Annotated in this window: 18 protein-coding genes and 2 tRNA genes; 9 read left to right on the top strand and 11 right to left on the bottom strand. The window is 32.0% G+C overall.

What is annotated here, in order from left to right:
• Window positions 1–97: 97 nt before the first annotated feature.
• Window positions 98–1,609 (top strand): bifunctional metallophosphatase/5'-nucleotidase, encoded by a 1,512-nt coding sequence (locus LIX58_RS01020; protein ID WP_154836609.1) that lies wholly within the window; start codon window positions 98–100, stop codon window positions 1,607–1,609.
• 97 nt (window positions 1,610–1,706) lie between these two features.
• Here LIX58_RS01020 and LIX58_RS01015 read toward each other — a convergent pair whose 3' ends face one another.
• Entirely contained in the window at window positions 1,707–2,309 is a 603-nt protein-coding gene (locus LIX58_RS01015) for a type II CAAX prenyl endopeptidase Rce1 family protein (RefSeq protein WP_154836610.1), read from the bottom strand.
• Between the two features lie 15 nt (window positions 2,310–2,324).
• Window positions 2,325–2,501, bottom strand: coding sequence for a YkvS family protein (locus tag LIX58_RS01010; protein ID WP_103297526.1), 177 nt, complete (start codon window positions 2,499–2,501; stop codon window positions 2,325–2,327).
• 200 nt (window positions 2,502–2,701) lie between these two features.
• Here LIX58_RS01010 and LIX58_RS01005 point away from each other — a divergent pair, with 200 nt between their 5' ends.
• The gene (locus tag LIX58_RS01005) at window positions 2,702–3,691 is read left to right on the top strand and encodes a lipoate--protein ligase (protein WP_154836611.1); all 990 of its coding nucleotides are present in this window, start codon (window positions 2,702–2,704) and stop codon (window positions 3,689–3,691) included.
• A gap of 254 nt (window positions 3,692–3,945) precedes the next feature.
• Here LIX58_RS01005 and LIX58_RS01000 read toward each other — a convergent pair.
• From LIX58_RS01000 to LIX58_RS00990, 3 genes are all read right to left on the bottom strand, one after another.
• Window positions 3,946–4,034: transfer RNA gene (locus tag LIX58_RS01000), tRNA-Ser, on the bottom strand.
• Between the two features lie 3 nt (window positions 4,035–4,037).
• A tRNA-Asn gene (locus tag LIX58_RS00995) sits at window positions 4,038–4,112 on the bottom strand.
• Window positions 4,113–4,264: 152 nt separating this feature from the next.
• Window positions 4,265–4,849, bottom strand: coding sequence for a competence protein ComK (locus LIX58_RS00990; protein WP_126565317.1), 585 nt, complete (start codon window positions 4,847–4,849; stop codon window positions 4,265–4,267).
• 216 nt (window positions 4,850–5,065) lie between these two features.
• Between LIX58_RS00990 and LIX58_RS00985 the strand changes: the two genes are divergently transcribed.
• Complete coding sequence (locus LIX58_RS00985; RefSeq protein ID WP_103328308.1) at window positions 5,066–5,284, top strand: IDEAL domain-containing protein; 219 nt, start codon at window positions 5,066–5,068, stop codon at window positions 5,282–5,284.
• A gap of 77 nt (window positions 5,285–5,361) precedes the next feature.
• On the opposite strand, the gene LIX58_RS12620 is transcribed toward LIX58_RS00985, so the two are convergent.
• Window positions 5,362–5,460, bottom strand: a complete 99-nt coding sequence (locus tag LIX58_RS12620) for an SAR1012 family small protein (RefSeq protein ID WP_371869265.1) — start codon at window positions 5,458–5,460, stop codon at window positions 5,362–5,364.
• An 84-nt stretch (window positions 5,461–5,544) separates the two neighbouring features.
• Window positions 5,545–5,772, bottom strand: a complete 228-nt coding sequence (locus tag LIX58_RS00980) for a TM2 domain-containing protein (RefSeq protein ID WP_126565319.1) — start codon at window positions 5,770–5,772, stop codon at window positions 5,545–5,547.
• A gap of 180 nt (window positions 5,773–5,952) precedes the next feature.
• Between LIX58_RS00980 and LIX58_RS00975 the strand changes: the two genes are divergently transcribed.
• Entirely contained in the window at window positions 5,953–6,507 is a 555-nt protein-coding gene (locus LIX58_RS00975) for a GNAT family N-acetyltransferase (RefSeq protein ID WP_126565320.1), read from the top strand.
• A 55-nt stretch (window positions 6,508–6,562) separates the two neighbouring features.
• On the opposite strand, the gene LIX58_RS00970 is transcribed toward LIX58_RS00975, so the two are convergent.
• Window positions 6,563–7,501 (bottom strand): 1,4-dihydroxy-2-naphthoate polyprenyltransferase, encoded by a 939-nt coding sequence (locus tag LIX58_RS00970; protein WP_126565321.1) that lies wholly within the window; start codon window positions 7,499–7,501, stop codon window positions 6,563–6,565.
• Window positions 7,502–7,682: 181 nt separating this feature from the next.
• Here LIX58_RS00970 and LIX58_RS00965 point away from each other — a divergent pair, with 181 nt between their 5' ends.
• Genes LIX58_RS00965 through menB form a run of 4 tightly spaced genes read left to right on the top strand, consistent with a single transcriptional unit; the run spans window position 7,683 to window position 12,311 of the window.
• Complete coding sequence (locus LIX58_RS00965; RefSeq protein ID WP_226386004.1) at window positions 7,683–9,050, top strand: isochorismate synthase; 1,368 nt, start codon at window positions 7,683–7,685, stop codon at window positions 9,048–9,050.
• Complete coding sequence (gene menD / locus LIX58_RS00960; RefSeq protein WP_226386003.1) at window positions 9,040–10,710, top strand: 2-succinyl-5-enolpyruvyl-6-hydroxy-3-cyclohexene-1-carboxylic-acid synthase; 1,671 nt, start codon at window positions 9,040–9,042, stop codon at window positions 10,708–10,710. The genes LIX58_RS00965 and menD overlap by 11 nt, the downstream gene beginning before the upstream one ends.
• Window positions 10,697–11,500 (top strand): 2-succinyl-6-hydroxy-2,4-cyclohexadiene-1-carboxylate synthase, encoded by an 804-nt coding sequence (menH, locus tag LIX58_RS00955; RefSeq protein ID WP_154837959.1) that lies wholly within the window; start codon window positions 10,697–10,699, stop codon window positions 11,498–11,500. The genes menD and menH overlap by 14 nt, the downstream gene beginning before the upstream one ends.
• On the top strand, window positions 11,493–12,311 hold the full coding sequence (menB, locus tag LIX58_RS00950; RefSeq protein WP_126565325.1) for a 1,4-dihydroxy-2-naphthoyl-CoA synthase: 819 nt from the start codon (window positions 11,493–11,495) through the stop codon (window positions 12,309–12,311). Before menH ends, menB begins: the two co-directional genes overlap by 8 nt.
• Window positions 12,312–12,377: 66 nt before the next feature.
• On the opposite strand, the gene LIX58_RS00945 is transcribed toward menB, so the two are convergent.
• Both LIX58_RS00945 and LIX58_RS00940 read right to left on the bottom strand, forming a co-directional pair.
• Window positions 12,378–13,541, bottom strand: a complete 1,164-nt coding sequence (locus LIX58_RS00945; RefSeq protein ID WP_154837957.1) for an aminotransferase class I/II-fold pyridoxal phosphate-dependent enzyme — start codon at window positions 13,539–13,541, stop codon at window positions 12,378–12,380.
• A gap of 131 nt (window positions 13,542–13,672) precedes the next feature.
• Window positions 13,673–14,680, bottom strand: coding sequence for an acyltransferase family protein (locus tag LIX58_RS00940; protein WP_154837955.1), 1,008 nt, complete (start codon window positions 14,678–14,680; stop codon window positions 13,673–13,675).
• A 153-nt stretch (window positions 14,681–14,833) separates the two neighbouring features.
• Between LIX58_RS00940 and LIX58_RS00935 the strand changes: the two genes are divergently transcribed.
• Window positions 14,834–15,253, top strand: a complete 420-nt coding sequence (locus LIX58_RS00935; RefSeq protein WP_126565328.1) for a MarR family transcriptional regulator — start codon at window positions 14,834–14,836, stop codon at window positions 15,251–15,253.
• Between the two features lie 117 nt (window positions 15,254–15,370).
• Here the strand turns inward: LIX58_RS00935 and LIX58_RS00930 are convergent, their stop codons facing one another.
• Window positions 15,371–19,519, bottom strand: a complete 4,149-nt coding sequence (locus tag LIX58_RS00930) for a GW dipeptide domain-containing protein (RefSeq protein ID WP_154837953.1) — start codon at window positions 19,517–19,519, stop codon at window positions 15,371–15,373.
• Window positions 19,520–19,840: the final 321 nt, after the last annotated feature.

Genomic DNA, 19,840 nt, shown 5'->3' with positions numbered 1-19,840 from the left:
ATTTGCTTAAAATGTCTTTTTCATTTTCAAAAAATATATCAATAACACTAAGATAATAATAAATGTTAAACTAGCCTTAAATGAGGGGTGTGTAAACGTGGATAGAAATGAAAGTTTTAATATCGATATTTTAGCAACGTCTGATATGCATAGTCAGTTTATGAATGGAGATTTTGGATCTAATATTTATCGAGCAGGAACATATGTGAAAAATGTTAGAGAACAAAATAAAAATGTTATTTTATTAGATAGTGGGGGGAGTTTAGCTGGTTCGTTAGCTGCTCATTACTATGCAATAGTTGCCCCTTATAAACGACATCCCATGATTAAATTGATGAACGCAATGCAATATGATGCTAGTGGTATTAGTCCAGATGATTTTAAATTCGGGTTATCCTTCTTGACTAAGGCGGTTTCATTAGCACGTTTTCAGTGGTTATCAGCTAATATAGAATACGCGTTGACAAAAGAACCATATTTTTCGACGCCATATGTTATTAAAGAACTCAATAATGTAAAAATTGCTATTGTAGGCTTAACAGCTGAAGGTTTAATGAAAAATGAATACGCAGAAATGGAACGAGACGTTAGTATTGAAAAATCATTACTTTCTGCAAAGCGCTGGATTAGATATATACATGAAAAAGAACATCCAGACTTTTTAGTGGTGATATATCATGGTGGGTTAGATAAAATTAATACAACAAATCCACGTCATGGAGAAAGTTCTCACGAAGCGGAAAAATTAATGAAAGAAATAGGTATCATCGACTTACTAATTACAGCACATCAACATCAAACTTTTATTGGTAATGATTATGAAACGACATATATTCAAGCAGGACAAAATGCACAAGATTTAGTTCATGTGAAAATAAAATTTAAAAAACGTACGAATACATTTGAAAAGGAAGCGATACAATCTGAAATCATTGATTTGAGCGACTATCCAGAAAATGAGGAACTATTAGATATAACTCGTTATGATCGAAAAGCCATTGAACATTGGTCTAAAGAGATTGTGTCAGAAAGTGACTGGGGTATGCAAGTGAATGGATTAGAAGATTTATTAAGTAGAAGTCATCCATTTACACAAATAATCCATGATAGTATCAAGCTGGCTTATGATAATGATATTACCTGTGTTAATGTACCTAAAAATGGCGAGCAAGGCTTTAAAGGCATGATTACAAACAAAGATATTTATAATGCATATCCTCATCCTGATAAGGCTATGGAGTTAACGTTAAAAGGGAGCCAAATCAAAGATATTATTGAGTATACGTATTCTTATATTCAGTTTGATCAGAATCAACTCAGTATGACAATTGTAGATGAAACGTTATGCACCTTATGGCAAGGGTTCCGTTATGAAGTGGATATGACTGAATTACCATTTCATCGTGTGACCTTAAAAGACATTAAGTTAGATAAAGCATATCGTGTAACGATGACGGATTATACCTACAGAAATTACAAGCATTTGTTAGATAATGTTAAAGTACATCATAGTTCTTTTGACCATCCTATGAGTACACTTATTTCTGAAAAATTGAAAGATCCTGATTACAAGTTAAATGTAATTGATAATTTTCAAGTTAAAGCTTAAAGCTTAAATTTAAGGCTTACACTTATATAAACGGAGCATACAAATAAATTACTTTAAAAAAACTTTTCTTAGCTAAATTAAACTAAGAAAAGTTTTTTTATCCATGGAATATTAACAACAATATAATCGCAACAATTTGGCCAAGTGATGTCGTTACAATTCGACGAGTATATTGATAACTTATTGATAATACGATTTGCGTAACAAAAATAAAAGCTACAATCCACCATTTATCAAGATATATGAACAATGAACTTGAACATATAGCTGGAATAAGGATGACTACCCAAGTAGGTAGTTTGAAATTGCTTAATTCTTTTTGTAACACAGTTCTCATATATAGCTCATGGCATGGAATAACAAAAATTAATGTTACTAGCATTTGCCATTTAAAATAAACACCTGTTCTACTTAATTCTTTAATAAGTTCAGGATAGGATATTTGTGAAGACAATAATGAGAAAATTAATTGTATTATAATTAAAACAATACCTGTCAAAATACCTACGCCAATCGATGTTAATAAGCGTTTCGAATTAATATCTCTTTGATAAAAAACGTAACTTATTCCTGCTATTAACATGATTCCAGTATATAAATACCAGTATTCTTGGTGCTCACCCCACATGATAAACAAGATAAGGTGAAAAACAACAAAACTTGCAATAAACCAAATTAATGCTTTTGATATATTTTTCATTTACTATTAACCTTCTTATTCAACGATTTTATATCGTTTGTGATTAATAACTGTTTTTTCTGGTAAGTCTAGTTCATTGAAGTTATCCATTATAGTTAAGTCAACAATTACTGAATTATCATTAATTTTTTCAACACGGCCTCTTAAACCGTCATAAAATTCTACGATATTTCCTACTTCTGCAACAGTCATTTCGAGTCCTCCTCAAATCATAGCTAGACTATATTGTACTAAAATTTAGCTTACAAATAAACAAATATATACTAAAAATAGAAAATAATAATTCAATTGAAAAATTAATGTCATATTTGAGTATATAATTGGCAATAATTTTTTATTTAAGGCATAACTAATATAAGGGCATATATGAGAAATATTAAGGAGAGATAAATATGAAATTCGTAAGTAATAATAATATTACCGATCCTACAATAAATCTTGCCATGGAAGAATATGTATTAAAACATTTACCTGTTGATGATAGCTACTTTTTATTTTATGTAAATGAGCCGTCTATTATTGTTGGTAAAAATCAAAATACCATCGAAGAAGTTAATAAACAATACGTAGACGAACATAACATTCACGTAGTGAGACGTATTTCTGGAGGCGGCGCAGTATACCATGATCAAGGTAATTTAAATTTTAGTTTTATTACGGATGATGACGGTAATAGCTTCCATAATTTTAAAAAATTTACAGAACCGATTGTGCAAGCTTTACAATCTATGGGTGTAAATGCAGAAATGACAGGGCGAAATGATATTCAAGTAGGGCAAGCTAAAATTTCAGGAAATGCAATGGTTAAAGTGAAAGAAAGAATGTTTAGTCATGGCACACTTATGTTGAATAGTGACTTGGGAGAAGTTCAAAATGCGCTAAAAGTTAATCCTAAAAAAATTCAATCAAAAGGTGTGAAATCTGTACGTAAACGTGTTGCTAATATTGATGAATTTTTAGAAGAATCTATCTCTATTGATGAGTTTAAACAAATTATTTTAAAAACAATCTTTGGAGAGCATGAAGTTGAAGAATACAAACTTACAGATGAAGATTGGAAAAAGATTGAACAACTAAGTAATGAAAAATATCGTACATGGGATTGGAACTTTGGTAGAAATCCAAAATATAATTTCGAACGTGATGAAAAATTTGAAAAAGGATTTGTACAAATCAAATTTGATGTTAAGCAAGGCAAAATAGAACACGCAAGAATCTTTGGTGATTTCTTCGGTGAGGGAAATGTCAGAGAACTAGAAGAAGCGCTTATTGGTGTATTACATGATTACACACACATTAAAGAAGCCATGGCTGACTTTGATTTCTATCATTACTTCGGAGATATTGAAAAAGATGAAATCTTAAAATTAATGTCTTATTAGATAGAGAAAAGCGGTTAACAGAGGATAACACCTGTTAGCCGCTTCATTTTTAATGTGGACAACAAAGTGGACATTTTTTTGCTTTTTATTGTCAATGTTGTCCACTTGTTGACAAAAATTTAAGGATTCTAGAATAAATTGAGCAAGTTAATTTTATTTCAACAAATCAAAATAGCTTAAAACCCCGTTAAATCAGGCTTTTATAAACGAAATAGAAAAGAAAACACCACCGAAAAAACGGTGGTGTTAAATGACGGAAACGGAGGGATTCGAACCCTCGCGCCGCTCTCGCGACCTACACCCTTAGCAGGGGCGCCTCTTCAGCCAACTTGAGTACGTTTCCATATGGCTCCGCAGGTAGGATTCGAACCTACGACCGATCGGTTAACAGCCGATAGCTCTACCACTGAGCTACTGCGGAATAATGAAATTTTTAACTCATCTCTCTAATGAGCACAAATATTATTATATCAATAAACTTAAAATATGCAAGGGATAATCTTAAAAAAATATACGGAACATTTACACTATATTAATATAAACGTTCCGTATAATTTAATATTAAACGTAAAACTATTTATCTTGTAATAATGAATAATGGGAAAGGGCTTCAAAGATGTTGAGAGTAGTTTTTTCGTAGTCAATTGGCATTTCTGGATTGTTAGATTTCATACGGGAATGTTTATCAACCATGTAGTAGTAAAAAATTGCGTTGGTATATTGGTGCCATAAACTGTGGAAAGAGACATTTAAAGTGAGGGTTTCTTGATTAGCGAAGATGATTTTGCTACGACGATTTTTAAGAGGTTTAATATCTGAGATGTAATGCATATTAATCCATATATTTGCTTCTAAACGATCTGAATGTGTTGGGAAAAAATAGGTAGGAAATAAAGGGGTTAATAAAATAGGGGGCTTGCTCGTGATACCTGCGATTCGTTGCGTTTCTGCTTTCTTACTTAGATAATTGTTACCATAGAATTTACAAGAGCGTTCAATAATCTTTTGCGTTTTGAAAGGGCTGATTTCTTTAGTAGTGTCAAACTTCATTATTTCAGTGCCTTGAGGTTGTTCATATTCATTGAAAATGGGTTTGACTACCATATCTCCTTTCCGGATGACATAAACAGTATTGTTGAGTTCTTCAGTCTTATTCATAGAAAAACTCCTTTTCAATTAAATTTACTATTAAAAGCTACAATGAAGGCGCAATTAATAATATAAAATTATTATATAAAAATTTTATCAGTTGTCAAGATTTTCTTTTAAAATAATATTACACTTATTTTTACAGAAATGTCTGAATATTCGATTGATTTAAAAAATAAAAGCTTGTATACTATCCTTAAATAAAAAAGAAAGGCAGTGATTGTAATGTATTACAACACGAACGTCAAACATACGACACTAGAAGATTTTGTAACTACAGTTAATGATCTTGGAGTTGAGCTTATAATTGATGAGGCCCTTCGACAAGCGCGCAAAAAGCAACTTGTTAAATTAATTGATGAAGCATTAATTAATAAAAATGAAACTGATTTTATGAACTACACTAACGAATATAAAACTTTGGAGGCAGTTTTCAATGAGTAAAATAGGATCCTGTCACTCATTATAAAAGGTCTATTTCTACTTTGATTTAAAATAGTAAATAGACCTTTTTTATATTATTATTTTCTACCTTTTGAATTACCTTCAATCATATTACGAATCCACTTTACTAAATATCCTGTAATAATTATGCGAAATACGCGTTTAATGATATTCATATTTACTAACCCCTTTTTCTAATTATCTTATCTTTATTTTTACCCGTTCTATCTAGATTTAAAGCTAAGTTTTTAAATACATGTTTAAATAGTAAGATCCTTTTTAGATAAAGTAATATATCCATTTCTATCAGCTTTTGTTGTGAATATAACAATGATACCGTGAATAATAGAAATAATTGTTGGAATAAATGTCCAAAAGAATACTAAGTGAAAGACACCTTGCCATACTTTATCAGCGTAAAATTTATGCAAACCGACGCCACCTAAAAAGATTGCTAATAATACATAAATTGTTTTGTTTACTTTCATTGAATTTAATCCTCCCATAACTTGACACATCAACACTATTTAAATAATGATTATATATTTATTTATATGATTACCATTAGAATCAGAACCAAACATCAAGTTTTTTGCAATTAATTTATTAAAATTTGAAACTTTTATATAATAATAGATAGATAAAAGTATAAGGGAGGAGAGTATGCAGTGATACGCAAAGCACATCCGAGTGATAATAAACAAATTGCAGAATTGTGTTATATGATTTGGCAAGATATGGAACTTGAAATGGTTAAAGAGATAACTAAAGAACGTGTGTTGAATGCATTAGAAGAGAGTATTGTTAACATTCGTTATCGTGCTTTTTATGACAATGTATGGGTATACGAAAAAGATAATCAAGTAGCAGGATGTATTATTGCTTATGATGGGGCACAAGAAATGGCGTTAGAAGCTACGTGGAATGATTTACCACTTGAAGAAGATATGAAAGCGTATGGTACCCCTTTACCCATTAAAGAAGCGAAAGATGATGAATGGTACATTGAAACGGTAGCTACTTTTCCGGAATATAGAGGGCAAAGGATTGCTACGCAACTGTTTGAACATTTAATTGATACTTATCCTAATAGAAAGTGGAGTTTAAATTGTGATTACGATAATCCGAAAGCGCGCAAATTATACGAACGTCTAGGATTTAAATGGGTAGAGGATATTGATTTATATGGTCATAACTATTTGCACATGATTCATCAAGCATAAAAAAATCCAACATTTAACTGTTATAAAAACAGCAATGTTGGAAAGTAATTATTTATTAAATGCCACCTAGTAATGCACTAATATAAATTCCTAAGGCATAAAGAATACCAAAGATAGTATTCGTTTTACCTGTTGCGGCCATTGCAGGCATCATGCTAGCAGGCGTATCGTTCTTCTTGAAGCGACGAATCGCTTTAACTGGCATTGGGAATGAAAGTAATACGAGTAAGTAAAATAGAGAACCGCCTTTATTAAAGAAAGCAATAAATACGACAACAGCATAAGCTAAAATATACATTGCTGCCATAAATGTAATTGAAGCGCTTTTACCTAATAAAATTGGTAAAGTTTTACGTCCGCTTGCTTTATCTTTAACGCGGTCACGGATATTGTTTGCCATATTAATTAAACCGATAGTAATCACAATTGGAATACTAATCCATACAACAAATCCATTGATGTTACCTGTTTGAATGAAAAACGCAAGTAAAATAATAATCATACCCATAAATAAACCAGAGAACAATTCGCCAAATGGTGTCCATGAAATTGGGAATGGGCCTCCAGTATAAAGATAACCAATCGCCATACAAACGATACCTACTGGAATGATCCAAAATGAGCTTTTAACAGCAAGGAAGATACCAAGTAAAGCGGCTATAATATAAAATGCAATTGCTAGATTCATGACAAGTTTAGGACTCATACCATTTCTTACAATTGCGCCACCTATGCCCACAGAAGTGTGGTCATCTAAACCTTTTTTAAAGTCATAGTATTCATTAAACATATTCGTTGCAGCTTGGATAAGAAGACATGCAATTAACATAGCTAAAAACAAGCTGAATTTAATATGGTCTTGACTACCTAATAAAAAAAGTTTAGCTGTTGCTGTACCTACTAATACAGGTACAATCGCAGCGGTTAATGTATGAGGTCGCATTAGTTGCCAATATTTTCTAACAGTAGAATATTGTTGATATTGATCTGCCATAATATAATCTACCTCTTATTATATAAAGTTTTAACATATGTATTTTAAAGGAATAGGTTATAAAGGTCAATCTACGTGAAATATTTCCCAATTCGATTAAGCAATTATGCCACTATAAATAATGAAAAATGATACAATATTATAATGAGTAAAAATAGAAAAAATGAAAGAAGTGAAATGAATGGCTGCGAATTTAAAAGAAGACGAAATTATTGAATCAATATACGAAAGCAATAAAAATTGGATTTCTGTAGAAGTAATTTTAAATAGAACTTTACCACCAACTGCTTTATTTCAATTAACTGAAGACCAAGCAGGTGATCGCTTTTATCTACGTTTAAATGATAATCAGTCTTCGTTTTTCGGCTATCATGCAGTTCAAAGGTTTAAAAATAACTTTGAAAATAAACAATCTATTTTCCGTGAATGGGAAAAATTTAAAAAAGATGTGGAACTGATACATCTTGAAACTTCTAAACACCACTTAAAAGTAGTGGGAGGATTCCAATTCTCAAGTCATAAATCTGATGATGAATGGCGTGAATTTGGTATTAATCATTTTGTTGTTCCAAAAGTCCTTATTTCTAATGTTGATAATCAAACGCTATTAACTTATACCGTTGAGAGAGAAAATTTTGATATAGACCAATTTAAAGAAATTATAGATTACTTTGAGAACGCTGAAATTCATGAACCAGATGTGAATGACGCAATGGGCAATATCACACGTATGGAAGACATTTATAAAGATGAATGGAAAGAATTAGTAAGCGATGCGATTGCTCAATTAGATGAAGATAAAAAGATTGTCTTAGCACGTCGTCGTTTAATTAAATTTGATAAAACTATCAGTGTTCCTTATGTTTTAAAACGCGCACTTGAAAATGAGAAGAATAGTTACATTTTCATTTTAGAATCGAATCAATCGGTCTTCTTTTCACAAACGCCTGAACAATTATTAAAAGTAGACGAAGGTGTATTATCAACGAAGGCCGTTGCAGGTACAATTAAACGCACGCACAATGAAAATGTCGATCAACAAAATGTGAAAGCTTTCTTAGAAGATAAAAAGAACTTAGGTGAACATCAATTTGTAGTAAGAAGTATCTTACATGATATTGAATCATTTGTAGATGATGTAGAGTATAATCAAACACCAAATATCTTAAAAAATGATCATATGTATCATCTATATACTGAAATTAAAGGTAAATTAAAAAGTAATTCATATATTGGTTTAATTGACGAATTACATCCAACGCCTGCTTTAGGCGGTTATCCGAAAGATGAAGCGGTTAAATTTATTGAAGAGAATGAATTTGGTACGCGCGGTCTTTATGGTGCACCGGTAGGCTTTATTGATATGGATGATGATTGTGAATTTATCGTAGCTATACGATCAATGTTGATTAAAGAGAAACAAACGACATTATTTGCCGGTTGTGGCATAGTTAAGGATTCTGATCCTGAGAGTGAATTAGCTGAAACAGCGGTTAAATTCTCACCAATGATGAATGCTTTAGGAGTAGTGGATAAGAATGAATCATAATGAAGCACTAACGAAACAAGTATATACATTTGCCTCAGAGCTCTATGCTTATGGCGTGCGAGAAGTAGTGATTAGTCCTGGCTCCCGCTCAACGCCATTAGCGATTGCTTTTGAAGCACATCCAAACATTAAGACTTGGATTCATCCTGATGAACGTAGTGCTGCCTTTTTCGCTTTAGGTTTAATAAAAGGAAGCGAAAGACCGGTAGCGATATTATGTACTTCAGGTACTGCAGCAGCTAATTACACACCAGCTATTGCAGAAAGCCAAATTAGTCGCATTCCATTAATTGTATTAACGAGTGATCGTCCACATGAATTAAGAAGTGTAGGAGCACCACAAGCGATTAATCAAGTGAATATGTTTGAGAACTATGTAAATTTCCAATTTGATATGCCAGTAGCAGATGGTAGCGAGCAAATGTTAGATGCCATTTATTATCAAATGCAAATCGCAAGTCAATATTTATATGGTCCTCATCGTGGACCTATTCATTTCAATTTGCCGTTTAGAGAGCCATTGACGCCTGACCTTGAAAAGGTAGAGTGGCTTACTTCGTATCATAAAACATTGCCACATTATCAAAAAAATATTAATGTGCAAGATATTCGAGACGTTTTAAAACAGTTAAAGGGTCTTATTATAGTAGGAGACATGCAACATCAAGCGGTAGATCAAATCCTCACATATGCGACTATACATGATTTACCAATATTGGCTGATCCGTTGAGTCAATTACGTAAATATAATCACCCTAATGTAATTACAACATATGATTTATTGTATCGTGCAGGATTAGATTTAGATGTTGATTTTATTATCCGTGTCGGTAAACCTGTTATTTCTAAAAAATTAAATCAGTGGTTGAAACGTACGAATGCTTTTCAAATTCTTGTACAAAATAATGATAAAATTGATGTTTTTCCAACTCCACCAAGTATTTCATATGAAATTTCAGCGAATGACTTTTTCAGAAATTTAGTTGAAGAATCAACGGTTAATCGTAAATCTTGGATAGAAATGTGGCAAACACTTGAAACACAATCTCGCGTAATGATTACTAAACATGCCGAACAAGCTACAGATGAAGCGGCTTATGTAAATGCATTAATTAAAAAATTGACTAAAGATGATGCATTATTTGTTAGTAATAGTATGCCTGTGCGTGATGTCGATAATTTATTGTTTGATAGTGAAGTAGAAGTTTATGCTAACCGTGGCGCTAATGGGATTGACGGCGTAGTGTCGACTGCCGTTGGTATGGCCGTTCATAAAAATATCACGTTATTAATTGGCGATTTAGCTTTTTATCATGATATGAATGGTTTATTAATAGCGAAATTGAATAATATCCATTTAAATATTGTGTTATTAAATAATGATGGTGGAGGCATTTTCTCTTATTTACCACAGAAATCGTCTGCCGATGCTTACTTTGAACGTTTGTTTGGCACACCAACAGGCTTGAATTTTGAATATACAGCATTGCTTTATGATTTTACATTCAAGCGTTTTAACACGATTACTGATTTTTCTCAGGAAAAGTTATCTCATATGAGTTCACACATTTATGAAATGATGACAGACCGTCAGGATAACCTTGAACAACATCAAATCTTATATAAGAAATTGAGTGATATTCTAAATGTTACATTATAATTTTCATAAATCAGAAAAGGAAACATCTCAATTATTAATATTATTGCATGGATTTATTAGTGACAGTCGTACGTATAGCCAACATCTTTCAGCGTTATTACAAGAAGTTAATGTATTAACGATTGATTTACCAGGCCATGGTCAAGATGAATCATCAATGGAGGAGACGTGGGACTTCCCATATCTTGTGAAACAATTAGATGAGGTCTTAGATCAATTCAAAGCGTACACATTACATTTACTAGGCTATTCTATGGGTGGACGTGTAGCGTTATATTATGCATTACACGGTCATCATGTCTTGAAGAGTTTAATATTAGAGAGTACATCGCCAGGTATTGACAATGAAGATGATCGTCTTGAACGTCAACAAATTGATGCAGCAAGAGGTATGGTACTTGATATAGCTGGCTTAGAAATCTTTGTTAATGATTGGGAAAAATTACCATTGTTTTATACTCAATATGAACTAGATAAAGAAAAGCGTAAAGCGATTCGCGAGATGCGAATGTCACAGGATCCTCATAGGTTAGCGAAAGCGTTACGAGATTATGGCACAGGCCATATGCCAAATTTATGGAATAAAGTAAAAGATATTCAAATGCCGTGCTTCATTTTAGCAGGAGAATTGGATAAGAAATTCGTGAAAACTGCGCATGCTATGGCTGATAAAATGAATGATAGTCAAGTTCATATCTTTAAAGAAGTAGGCCATACAATTCATGTGGAAGATGAGACGGAATTTGATACAATAGTATTAGGTTTTTTAAAGGAGGAGCAAAATGACTAGACAGTGGGAAACACTAAGAGAATATGATGAAATAAAATATGAATTTTTCGAAGGAATTGCTAAAGTAACAATTAATCGCCCAGAGGTACGTAATGCATTTACACCTAAAACAGTTGCTGAAATGATTGATGCATTTTCACGCGCACGCGATGATCAAAATGTATCTGTAATCATCTTAACTGGTGAAGGCGATAAAGCATTTTGTTCAGGCGGAGATCAAAAGAAACGTGGACATGGTGGTTACGTAGGCGAAGACCAAATTCCTCGCTTAAACGTTTTAGACTTACAACGTTTAATCCGTGTTATTCCTAAACCAGTTATCGCTATGGTAAGAGGTTATGCAATTGGTGGCGGTAACGTCTTAAACGTAGTATGTGACTTAACAATTGCTGCTGACAATGCTATCTTTGGTCAAACAGGACCTAAAGTAGGTTCATTCGATGCAGGTTATGGTTCAGGTTACTTAGCTAGAATCGTTGGACATAAAAAAGCACGTGAAATTTGGTACTTATGCCGACAATATAATGCACAAGAAGCATTAGACATGGGCTTAGTAAATACAGTTGTACCTTTAGATGAAGTAGAAGACGAAACAGTTAAATGGTGTAAAGATATTATGAAACATTCACCAACTGCTTTACGTTTCTTAAAAGCAGCGATGAATGCTGACACTGATGGATTAGCTGGTTTACAACAAATGGCTGGAGACGCTACATTATTGTACTACACAACTGATGAAGCGAAAGAAGGTCGTGACGCGTTCAAAGAAAAACGTGATCCAGACTTCGATCAATTCCCTAAATTCCCATAATAGATTTTAGATAAAATGAGAACCCATAGTGAGATGTCAATACATTTCACTATGGGTTCATTTTAGTTATAAATCATAATTTTGTTTTAAAAATGCTTCTAAACGTCGCATGCCTTCTTTTAATACGCTCATTTCATAAGCATAGGAGATACGCACATAGCCTTTACCAATATTAGTAAAAGATGATCCTGGTACGATAGCTACATGAGCTTCTTCTAACACTTTAACACAAAAGTCAAAATCTTCTTCAGTATAATTCTTAATACTTGGGAAAATATAAAATGCACCTTCTGGTTGAGCCTCAAGTTCAAAGCCTAATTCTATAAGCTTATTTTTTAAATAATCTCGACGTTCAACATACGCTTCATTCATATATTGAGGTGCTTCTAAACCTTCATTTAATGCTGCGATACAAGCAATTTGTGCAGGTACATTAGCACAGATACAATTATATGCATGCATAAAGGTTAATTTTTCAATAAGATATTCAGGGCCTAATAAAAATCCAATGCGAATACCTGTAGCTGAATGTGATTTACTCAAACCACCAATCAATAATAATTGATCACGAATAACTTCATATTCTGCAAAAGATGTATGCTCACCTTTAAATGTATTTTCAGCATAGATTTCATCACTAATAATGAAGATTTCTTTTGTTTTTAAATATTCTACCAAAGCTTCTACTTCGTGACGTTCTAAAATAACACCAGTAGGATTAGTAGGGTAATTCAGTAGAATGGCTTTCGTTTTATTTGTGATATGTTGAGCGATTAACTCAGGTGTGACTTTAAAATTGGATTGCGTTGTATCGATATACACTGGTTCCCCGCCAAGTGTTTCTACAAGAGGGATGTAACCAGCATAAATTGGACCAGGAATAAGAATTTCATCTCCAGGTTCAATGATGCTACGTAAAGAAGTATCTAGCGCTTCACTTGCACCATTTGTTACGATAACTTCCTCTTCACTATAATAAAAGCCATACTTATTTTTAAAATATTGGCTAATAGCCTGGCGCGTTTCAGTCAATCCTTTATTGTGAGAATAACTTGTTTTATCTTCTTTAATCGCATTAATATAAGCTTCTTTAACAACATCTGGCATTGGAAAATCGGGTTGACCAATCGTTAAATTGACACAATCATCAATATGTTTCATGCGATTAGAGAATTGGCGAATACTTGGTGCTCTTAAAAATTTAGAATTTGAATTTAATGATAATTTCATGTTTTACACCTCAAAAAAATACCAAACTATAGTCATCTTGTATGTCACTATAGATTTTTTAGAATAATCTAATAATAACATATTTTAATACTATAATTTGGTATACGTCAGTTGTTTTTCATTTTCAATAGTTAAAAATTAAATTGGGATGGTCTCTTAAGATTAATGACTGGATTGGTCCATTTACATATAAAATTACTTGAAAGAATGTAAACAATTACCATTGAAGTCCCAATCAAATAAATATAAGTCCATAGTGAAATGGTATCGTGAAATGGGTATAGCTTAAATCCTCGCACTACACCAATTACAAGTCCATGCAATAGATAGACATACATCGTACGTGGCCCAATATAAGTATAGAAACGTTGATGGTTACTCATTAAATTTAAGAATGCAAACATTGTTACAAAGATAATGACGTAATGCATTAAACGTTTAAGTGGACTATAAACACTTTGATTATGATTCTCGAGAGACGTATAGGGACTACTACCTAAGAGCCAATCTCCGTTAATAGGGTGAATATAGTAACCAATAAAGAAACCAATAAGAATACATATTGATATAATGCTTAGTTTCTTATTTCGAAAAATTTGTGTCTGAGCTGTCGTCATTAAATAGCCAATATAGAACACAGGGAAGAATACTATCGTACGTGAGACGCTTAAATAGCCATCCACGTTATCTGAGAAGCCTGCTAATACTGCGACAATAATAGTAATAGGCAAGACATACATTGGATTATAACGACGAATAATGACTAAAATAACATGGAAAAAGAACAGTGTTAGTAAGAACCATAAAGCAAATACAGGATTGAATGGGTCCATTTGAATGGCATCACTTTTTCCAGTTATAAAATAATAAATTGAGAAAAAAGCATAAAAAATAGCATAAGGTGCAAGCAATTTTTTAGCAACATTCTCTAAATAATTGGGTTTATCTAAATGCTTTGCGAAGTATCCTGAAATAAATAAAAAAGTTGGCATATGGAAACTATAAATTACAAGATACAAAGCTAACATATAGTTACTTTCAGAAGTATAAGGCTGAATCATATGACCTAATACAACTAAAAATATTAGTACGGCACGTGCATTGTCGAAAAAGTAGTCTCTATCTTTATTTATAGACATACGATGTGCTCCTTTATTTAATGCTAACTGTATATAACTTAGTATATAATAATATAATAATGCAACAAATTTAGTCAATTTGTTGAATAGTATTGTATAATGATAGAATAAATTTTATAATAATAACAATTACAAAAGTGGAGTAGAACAACTATGTATAATCAACTAGAAAAACTTATCACATTAACGAATAATGATCTTAATTTAGTAAATAGACGCTTTGGACAACGAACAGATATTACTAATGAACAATTAGAATTATTGAGAATATTATATAATTATGACCGCTTATCTCAATATGATTTAACTATGAAGATTAGTAGAGAACAGTCCATTGTTTCACGATGGATTAAAAAATTGGTTTATAAAGGCTATATTACAAGCCAACAGTCACATGAGGATTTACGTTGTAAAGAATTAAGTTTAACAGAAGAAGCACGCGATTTAATTAAGCAGATCAATACTGCAAGATGTGAATTAATTGAAGCACGATGCCAATGTTTATCAAAAAAAGAAATCGAAAATTTAAACTCATTGTTGAATAAATTAAATAGTCGTCATATATATTTTTAAAAAATAAAACCCTATGTCATCACTTTTAATTAAGTGAAATGACATAGGGTTATTTTAGTATAAAAATATAAGAGGTGCATGTTATTAACACTACCTCTTATATTTTAATTTTAATTGTTATTTGATAAAGCTCGTTACTTCGAAATATTTACCTACTGCTTTAATTTTATCGTAAAACGATTTTAAGATTTCAGCATTAAGGTTTGCCCAATTGACATCAGTTGCGTATTGATGAGTACCTGGATGATCAGGGTTCCAACGCATTTTGTAAAGTGTATTTTGACCGGCTTTAATATAATCTTGACCAATGAATTTAGCGCCACCAATGATAGCTTTAGAGACTGAATTCCATCCAGCATTTTTAGCATAGTTTATACCACTAGAAAGAGGGGTGCTATCATATGCTGCAATGCCAAATACATTATAGTATTTATTTGCGCTATTTGGATTAACGTAATTATTCACTACATCTGCACCTTTAGCTAATTGTGACTGACCATTTCCAGTTTCAATTAAAGCATGAGCAATTAAGTAAATTTCATTGATACCTGCTGCTTTAGCTGCTTCACTAAATGCTTGACCTTGATTTTCTAGAACACCTTTACCTTTAAGTAGCTTATTCATACTTGCTACTGATAAGTTTTGTGGGCGATCTAAACGTAAAAATTGATATTTAAGTGTATCATTTTTAGATAATGCATCAGAGTTCATGGCATTTTTTATTTCACTAGTTGAAGCGTTTGCCCACCCGTATGCATTACGTTGTATTTGTGGTGGAGCACCATAAGCATTTTGTTGTGTTGCTACAGCTTGGTCTAATGTTTGATATGATGTCTTACGTTTCACTAATTGCTTTTTCAAATCTGAATCTTTAATCCAAGCATATTTGTTATTACTTAATTTACCGTAGTACCAAGTTTTACCATTAACTATTTTACGCTTAGTCACATGGAACATTTTTTCATTATACGGTTTTAAATCATAAGCTTTCGCTGAAGAAGGTGCATCATAGTAGAAACTATTTGTGCTATCAATAATTAATTCATCTTCATAATTTTCAGCATCATCAACAGTTGCGTTAGACGATAAATCGTTTTGTGCCATCCAACCAGTTTTTCCATTTACCGTACCATAATAATAAGTTGTATTACCAATAGTAGCAGTTTTTGAAACTTTGAATGTTTGGTTTGCTAAATCTTTATTATCTAAACGTTGTTGGGCTGTACCCCAAGCTACTGAATAAAGGCCATTGTTTGCTTTATTTACAGTATAAGTTCCAGAAAGTTTTTGTTCCTTACTTAAATTTTGAATATTTAAATCTTTAATATTGAACCAACCTAATGGTGTATTTTGAATTGGATTTTGTAACAGCACATACGTATTATCATCAATTGTTCGTTCTTTAGTTACTTTATACGTTTTATTAGCATATTTCGCTGCATTTTTACCACTTTTATCATAAACGGTAGCACGAATACCATCATTATTAGCATTCACTTGTGCCATACTAGACACAGTTTGTGTTGTGGCAGGTTTAGCAAACTTAGCATTGAAGTGTGGTTTAACGATATCATCACTGTTTACCCAACCCCATACACCGTTAACTACACCATGAAGATACGTAGTATTACCAATTTGAACATTATCTATTGATCTTAATTCTTCATTACTAGTTGGAATTGTCGCTTTAATTTGTTTATCGCTGCCCCAAGGCGTACTATACACATTTGTATTACTGTTCACTTTATATGAAGTAACATCAGTTTTAGTAAGTGTAGCAGACTTAACGGAAATATCAGACGCTGGCACCCATCCACGTAAATGGCCACTATTATAATCAGAAATTAAATAGAATTCTTGATTATTTAAGTTTGCTTTTTTAGTGATACGATACGTATTACCGTTAAGTTCAGGATTAGTTTTGGCAACTGTATCATAAACTGTTGAATATACACCTTTACTATTTGAAGAAACTTGACCAAGTGTATTCTGTAATTCTGAAACTTTCATTACGTTGTCGTTAGATGTTAGGGGACTTAAATAGTATTGACTTATCCAACCATTTTGTCCGTTAACTGAACCATATAAATAAGTAGCTGTTCCTACTTGCTGAGATTTAGTTGCTTTAAATGGTGCAGTATTTGATTTAGAAATAGTACCAGCTTCTTGATTATAATTACCCCAAGGTACTGTATATAACGTTGAACCAGGTTTAATAGTATAAGATTGGTTAACTTTTACTGGAGATTTAACTGTATTATAAGTTGTTTCATTTTGTTTAACCCAGCCATAAGTTTTTCCGCTATTATAATCTGAAAGTAAGTAATACTTATCAGAACCTAATTGGGCTGATTTAGTAACTGATAATGTGTTATGAACTTGGTCAGTGGCTTTGCCTGAATCGTCATAAACTGTAGTATAAACACCACTGTTATTTGAATTTATTTGAGCTAAACCAGTTGCTGATTTAACTGTTAATTTATTATTTTTAGCAGTGCTTGAACTATTATTTCTTTTATTACTATTGCTGTTATTATTAGAACCTGAATTGTTATTAGAATTATTTGATGTTGTGCCCCATGGTGCTACTTTTCCCTCTTTAATCAAATATTTCTCATTAATTAAATCGTACAATTCGTCATAGCTATAATTATGTGCTTGGAAGTACGCATGTGGATCAGAATGGTCAGAGCCACCTAAGTAACGACTAATAGCATAATGTGTCCAAACTGTACCTTGACCATCATATTCAGCGCTATTTGGTTGTAAATCATAATATTGTAACTGAGTAGCTGCATAATCTGCATAGTTATTCATTGAACGTGCGAATGAATCATAGTCATGCGTGTGCACGATTTCAACATTGATAAAACGTTCGTTACCTTGTGGACCTGCGCCCCAAGATAAGTAATCTGTTGGCGCTGTTTCAATAATACGATTACCATCGACGAAAGCATGTACAAAGGCATTTTGATAGTTATTCTTCATATAATTAATTTCGCCTTCAATAGTTGAGTTATCGTTAGCAGTATCATGTACAACAATTCCTTCAGGATTACCTACGCCATTACGATATCCATATTGAGGGAAGTAAGATGTATAATCTTCTTCAATTCGTGGCGCTTGTAAATTGTGAGAACGAATATAATTATTAATTGAAGAACTCACTTGAGGTTTATATTTAGGTAATGATGAAGTTGTTGCATAACGTTTTACAGCACGAACGTTAGTAGCAGGGCCACCTTTACCTCCTACAGATCTAACGGATGAATCACCAGTCATAGGTTGAGCATATGTCGTTACGTTTGTATTTGTATTATCTTGTGTCTGTGCATTAGTTGTAGGATTTGTTTGTTTAGTTTGTGTTGATTTCGTGTTACTAGTAGTTGATGCTTTACTTGAATGAGTCGCATCGTTTTGAGTCTTAAGTTGCTCATTGTTTTGCTGAACAGTCGTGTTTTGAGCGTTTACTGTTGAATTAGTATTTGCTTTTTGAACTTGAGTTGTTTGTGTATTATTTTGAGACTTGTTACTACTATTATTTAAATTTGATGCATTATATGTTTGGATTTTATTTTGTGATTGAACAGCAGTATTAGCTTTTTCAATATCTCGTTTTTGATTACCTTGATTAAGGTTAGCAACCGATGATTGTTGTTTATTAATGTTTGAATTTTGAGTTGCATTAGTTTTACTCGTTTGTGTTGAGTTACTATTTTGAGTCGCAATGTTTTGATTAATATTTGTATTTTGTTGGTTAGCTGTACCTTGAGTTTTCTGTTGTGATGTTGTTTGTGTATTATTTGTTGCACTAGAATTTAATTGTTGAGCATTATTTGTTCGAGTAGCATTTGTGCCTTGGACGTTACTCGTCTTATTTGTTGCAACATCATTAGTTGTTGCTTTGTTCACAGTTGCATTGTTTGAAGATTGAACACTAGTTCCGTTTTGGATTTTAGATTGACTATTTGAATTATGTAAATTATCTAAGTTAGCATCATACGTACGAACATTAGAAGATGTGTTTGGTTTTACTTCTGATGGATTGTGATAAGCTTGAACGCCAGAAACATTTTGAGTTGATTGCGTTACTTGTTGTTTAGCTTGTTTAGCACTATTTAACTGGTGTTGATCATCAATTACATTTTTAGCATCAGTATTAGTTTGATTGTTTTCAGCTGCATGAGCTTGATGCGATGTAAATGCAGCACCAAATAGTGTGAGTGCAATCATTGAAGGGAATTTTAGGTTGAATTTTTTTGTCATGTTTTTACTCCTAATAATTGTTGTTATTTCTCTATTATAGTAATTAAATAGATGAAAATTATTAATTTAACGATTTTGTAAACTAACTTTAATTTTTTCTTACTTATATCAAACAAAGAATAATAATACTAATGGTAATTAAAAATTTAGAATAAACTTTTCGGTATTTTGAATAATGATTAAATTTAGAAATATATTTGTTTTACAATTATTACCATGTGTAGGGAGCAAAAGGATATAAGTAATTAGCTTTAATTTGCAGTAGATAAAATTGTAAATATTAAATTTATAAAAGTTAGCAATTTTAGGTACATATAAATA

The organism is Staphylococcus sp. Marseille-Q1834, from assembly GCF_916858875.1.
Classification (GTDB): Bacteria; Bacillota; Bacilli; order Staphylococcales; family Staphylococcaceae; genus Staphylococcus; species Staphylococcus pragensis.
Note: the sequence above shows the minus strand (reverse complement) of the source record. Positions and strands in the feature narration are given on the sequence as shown.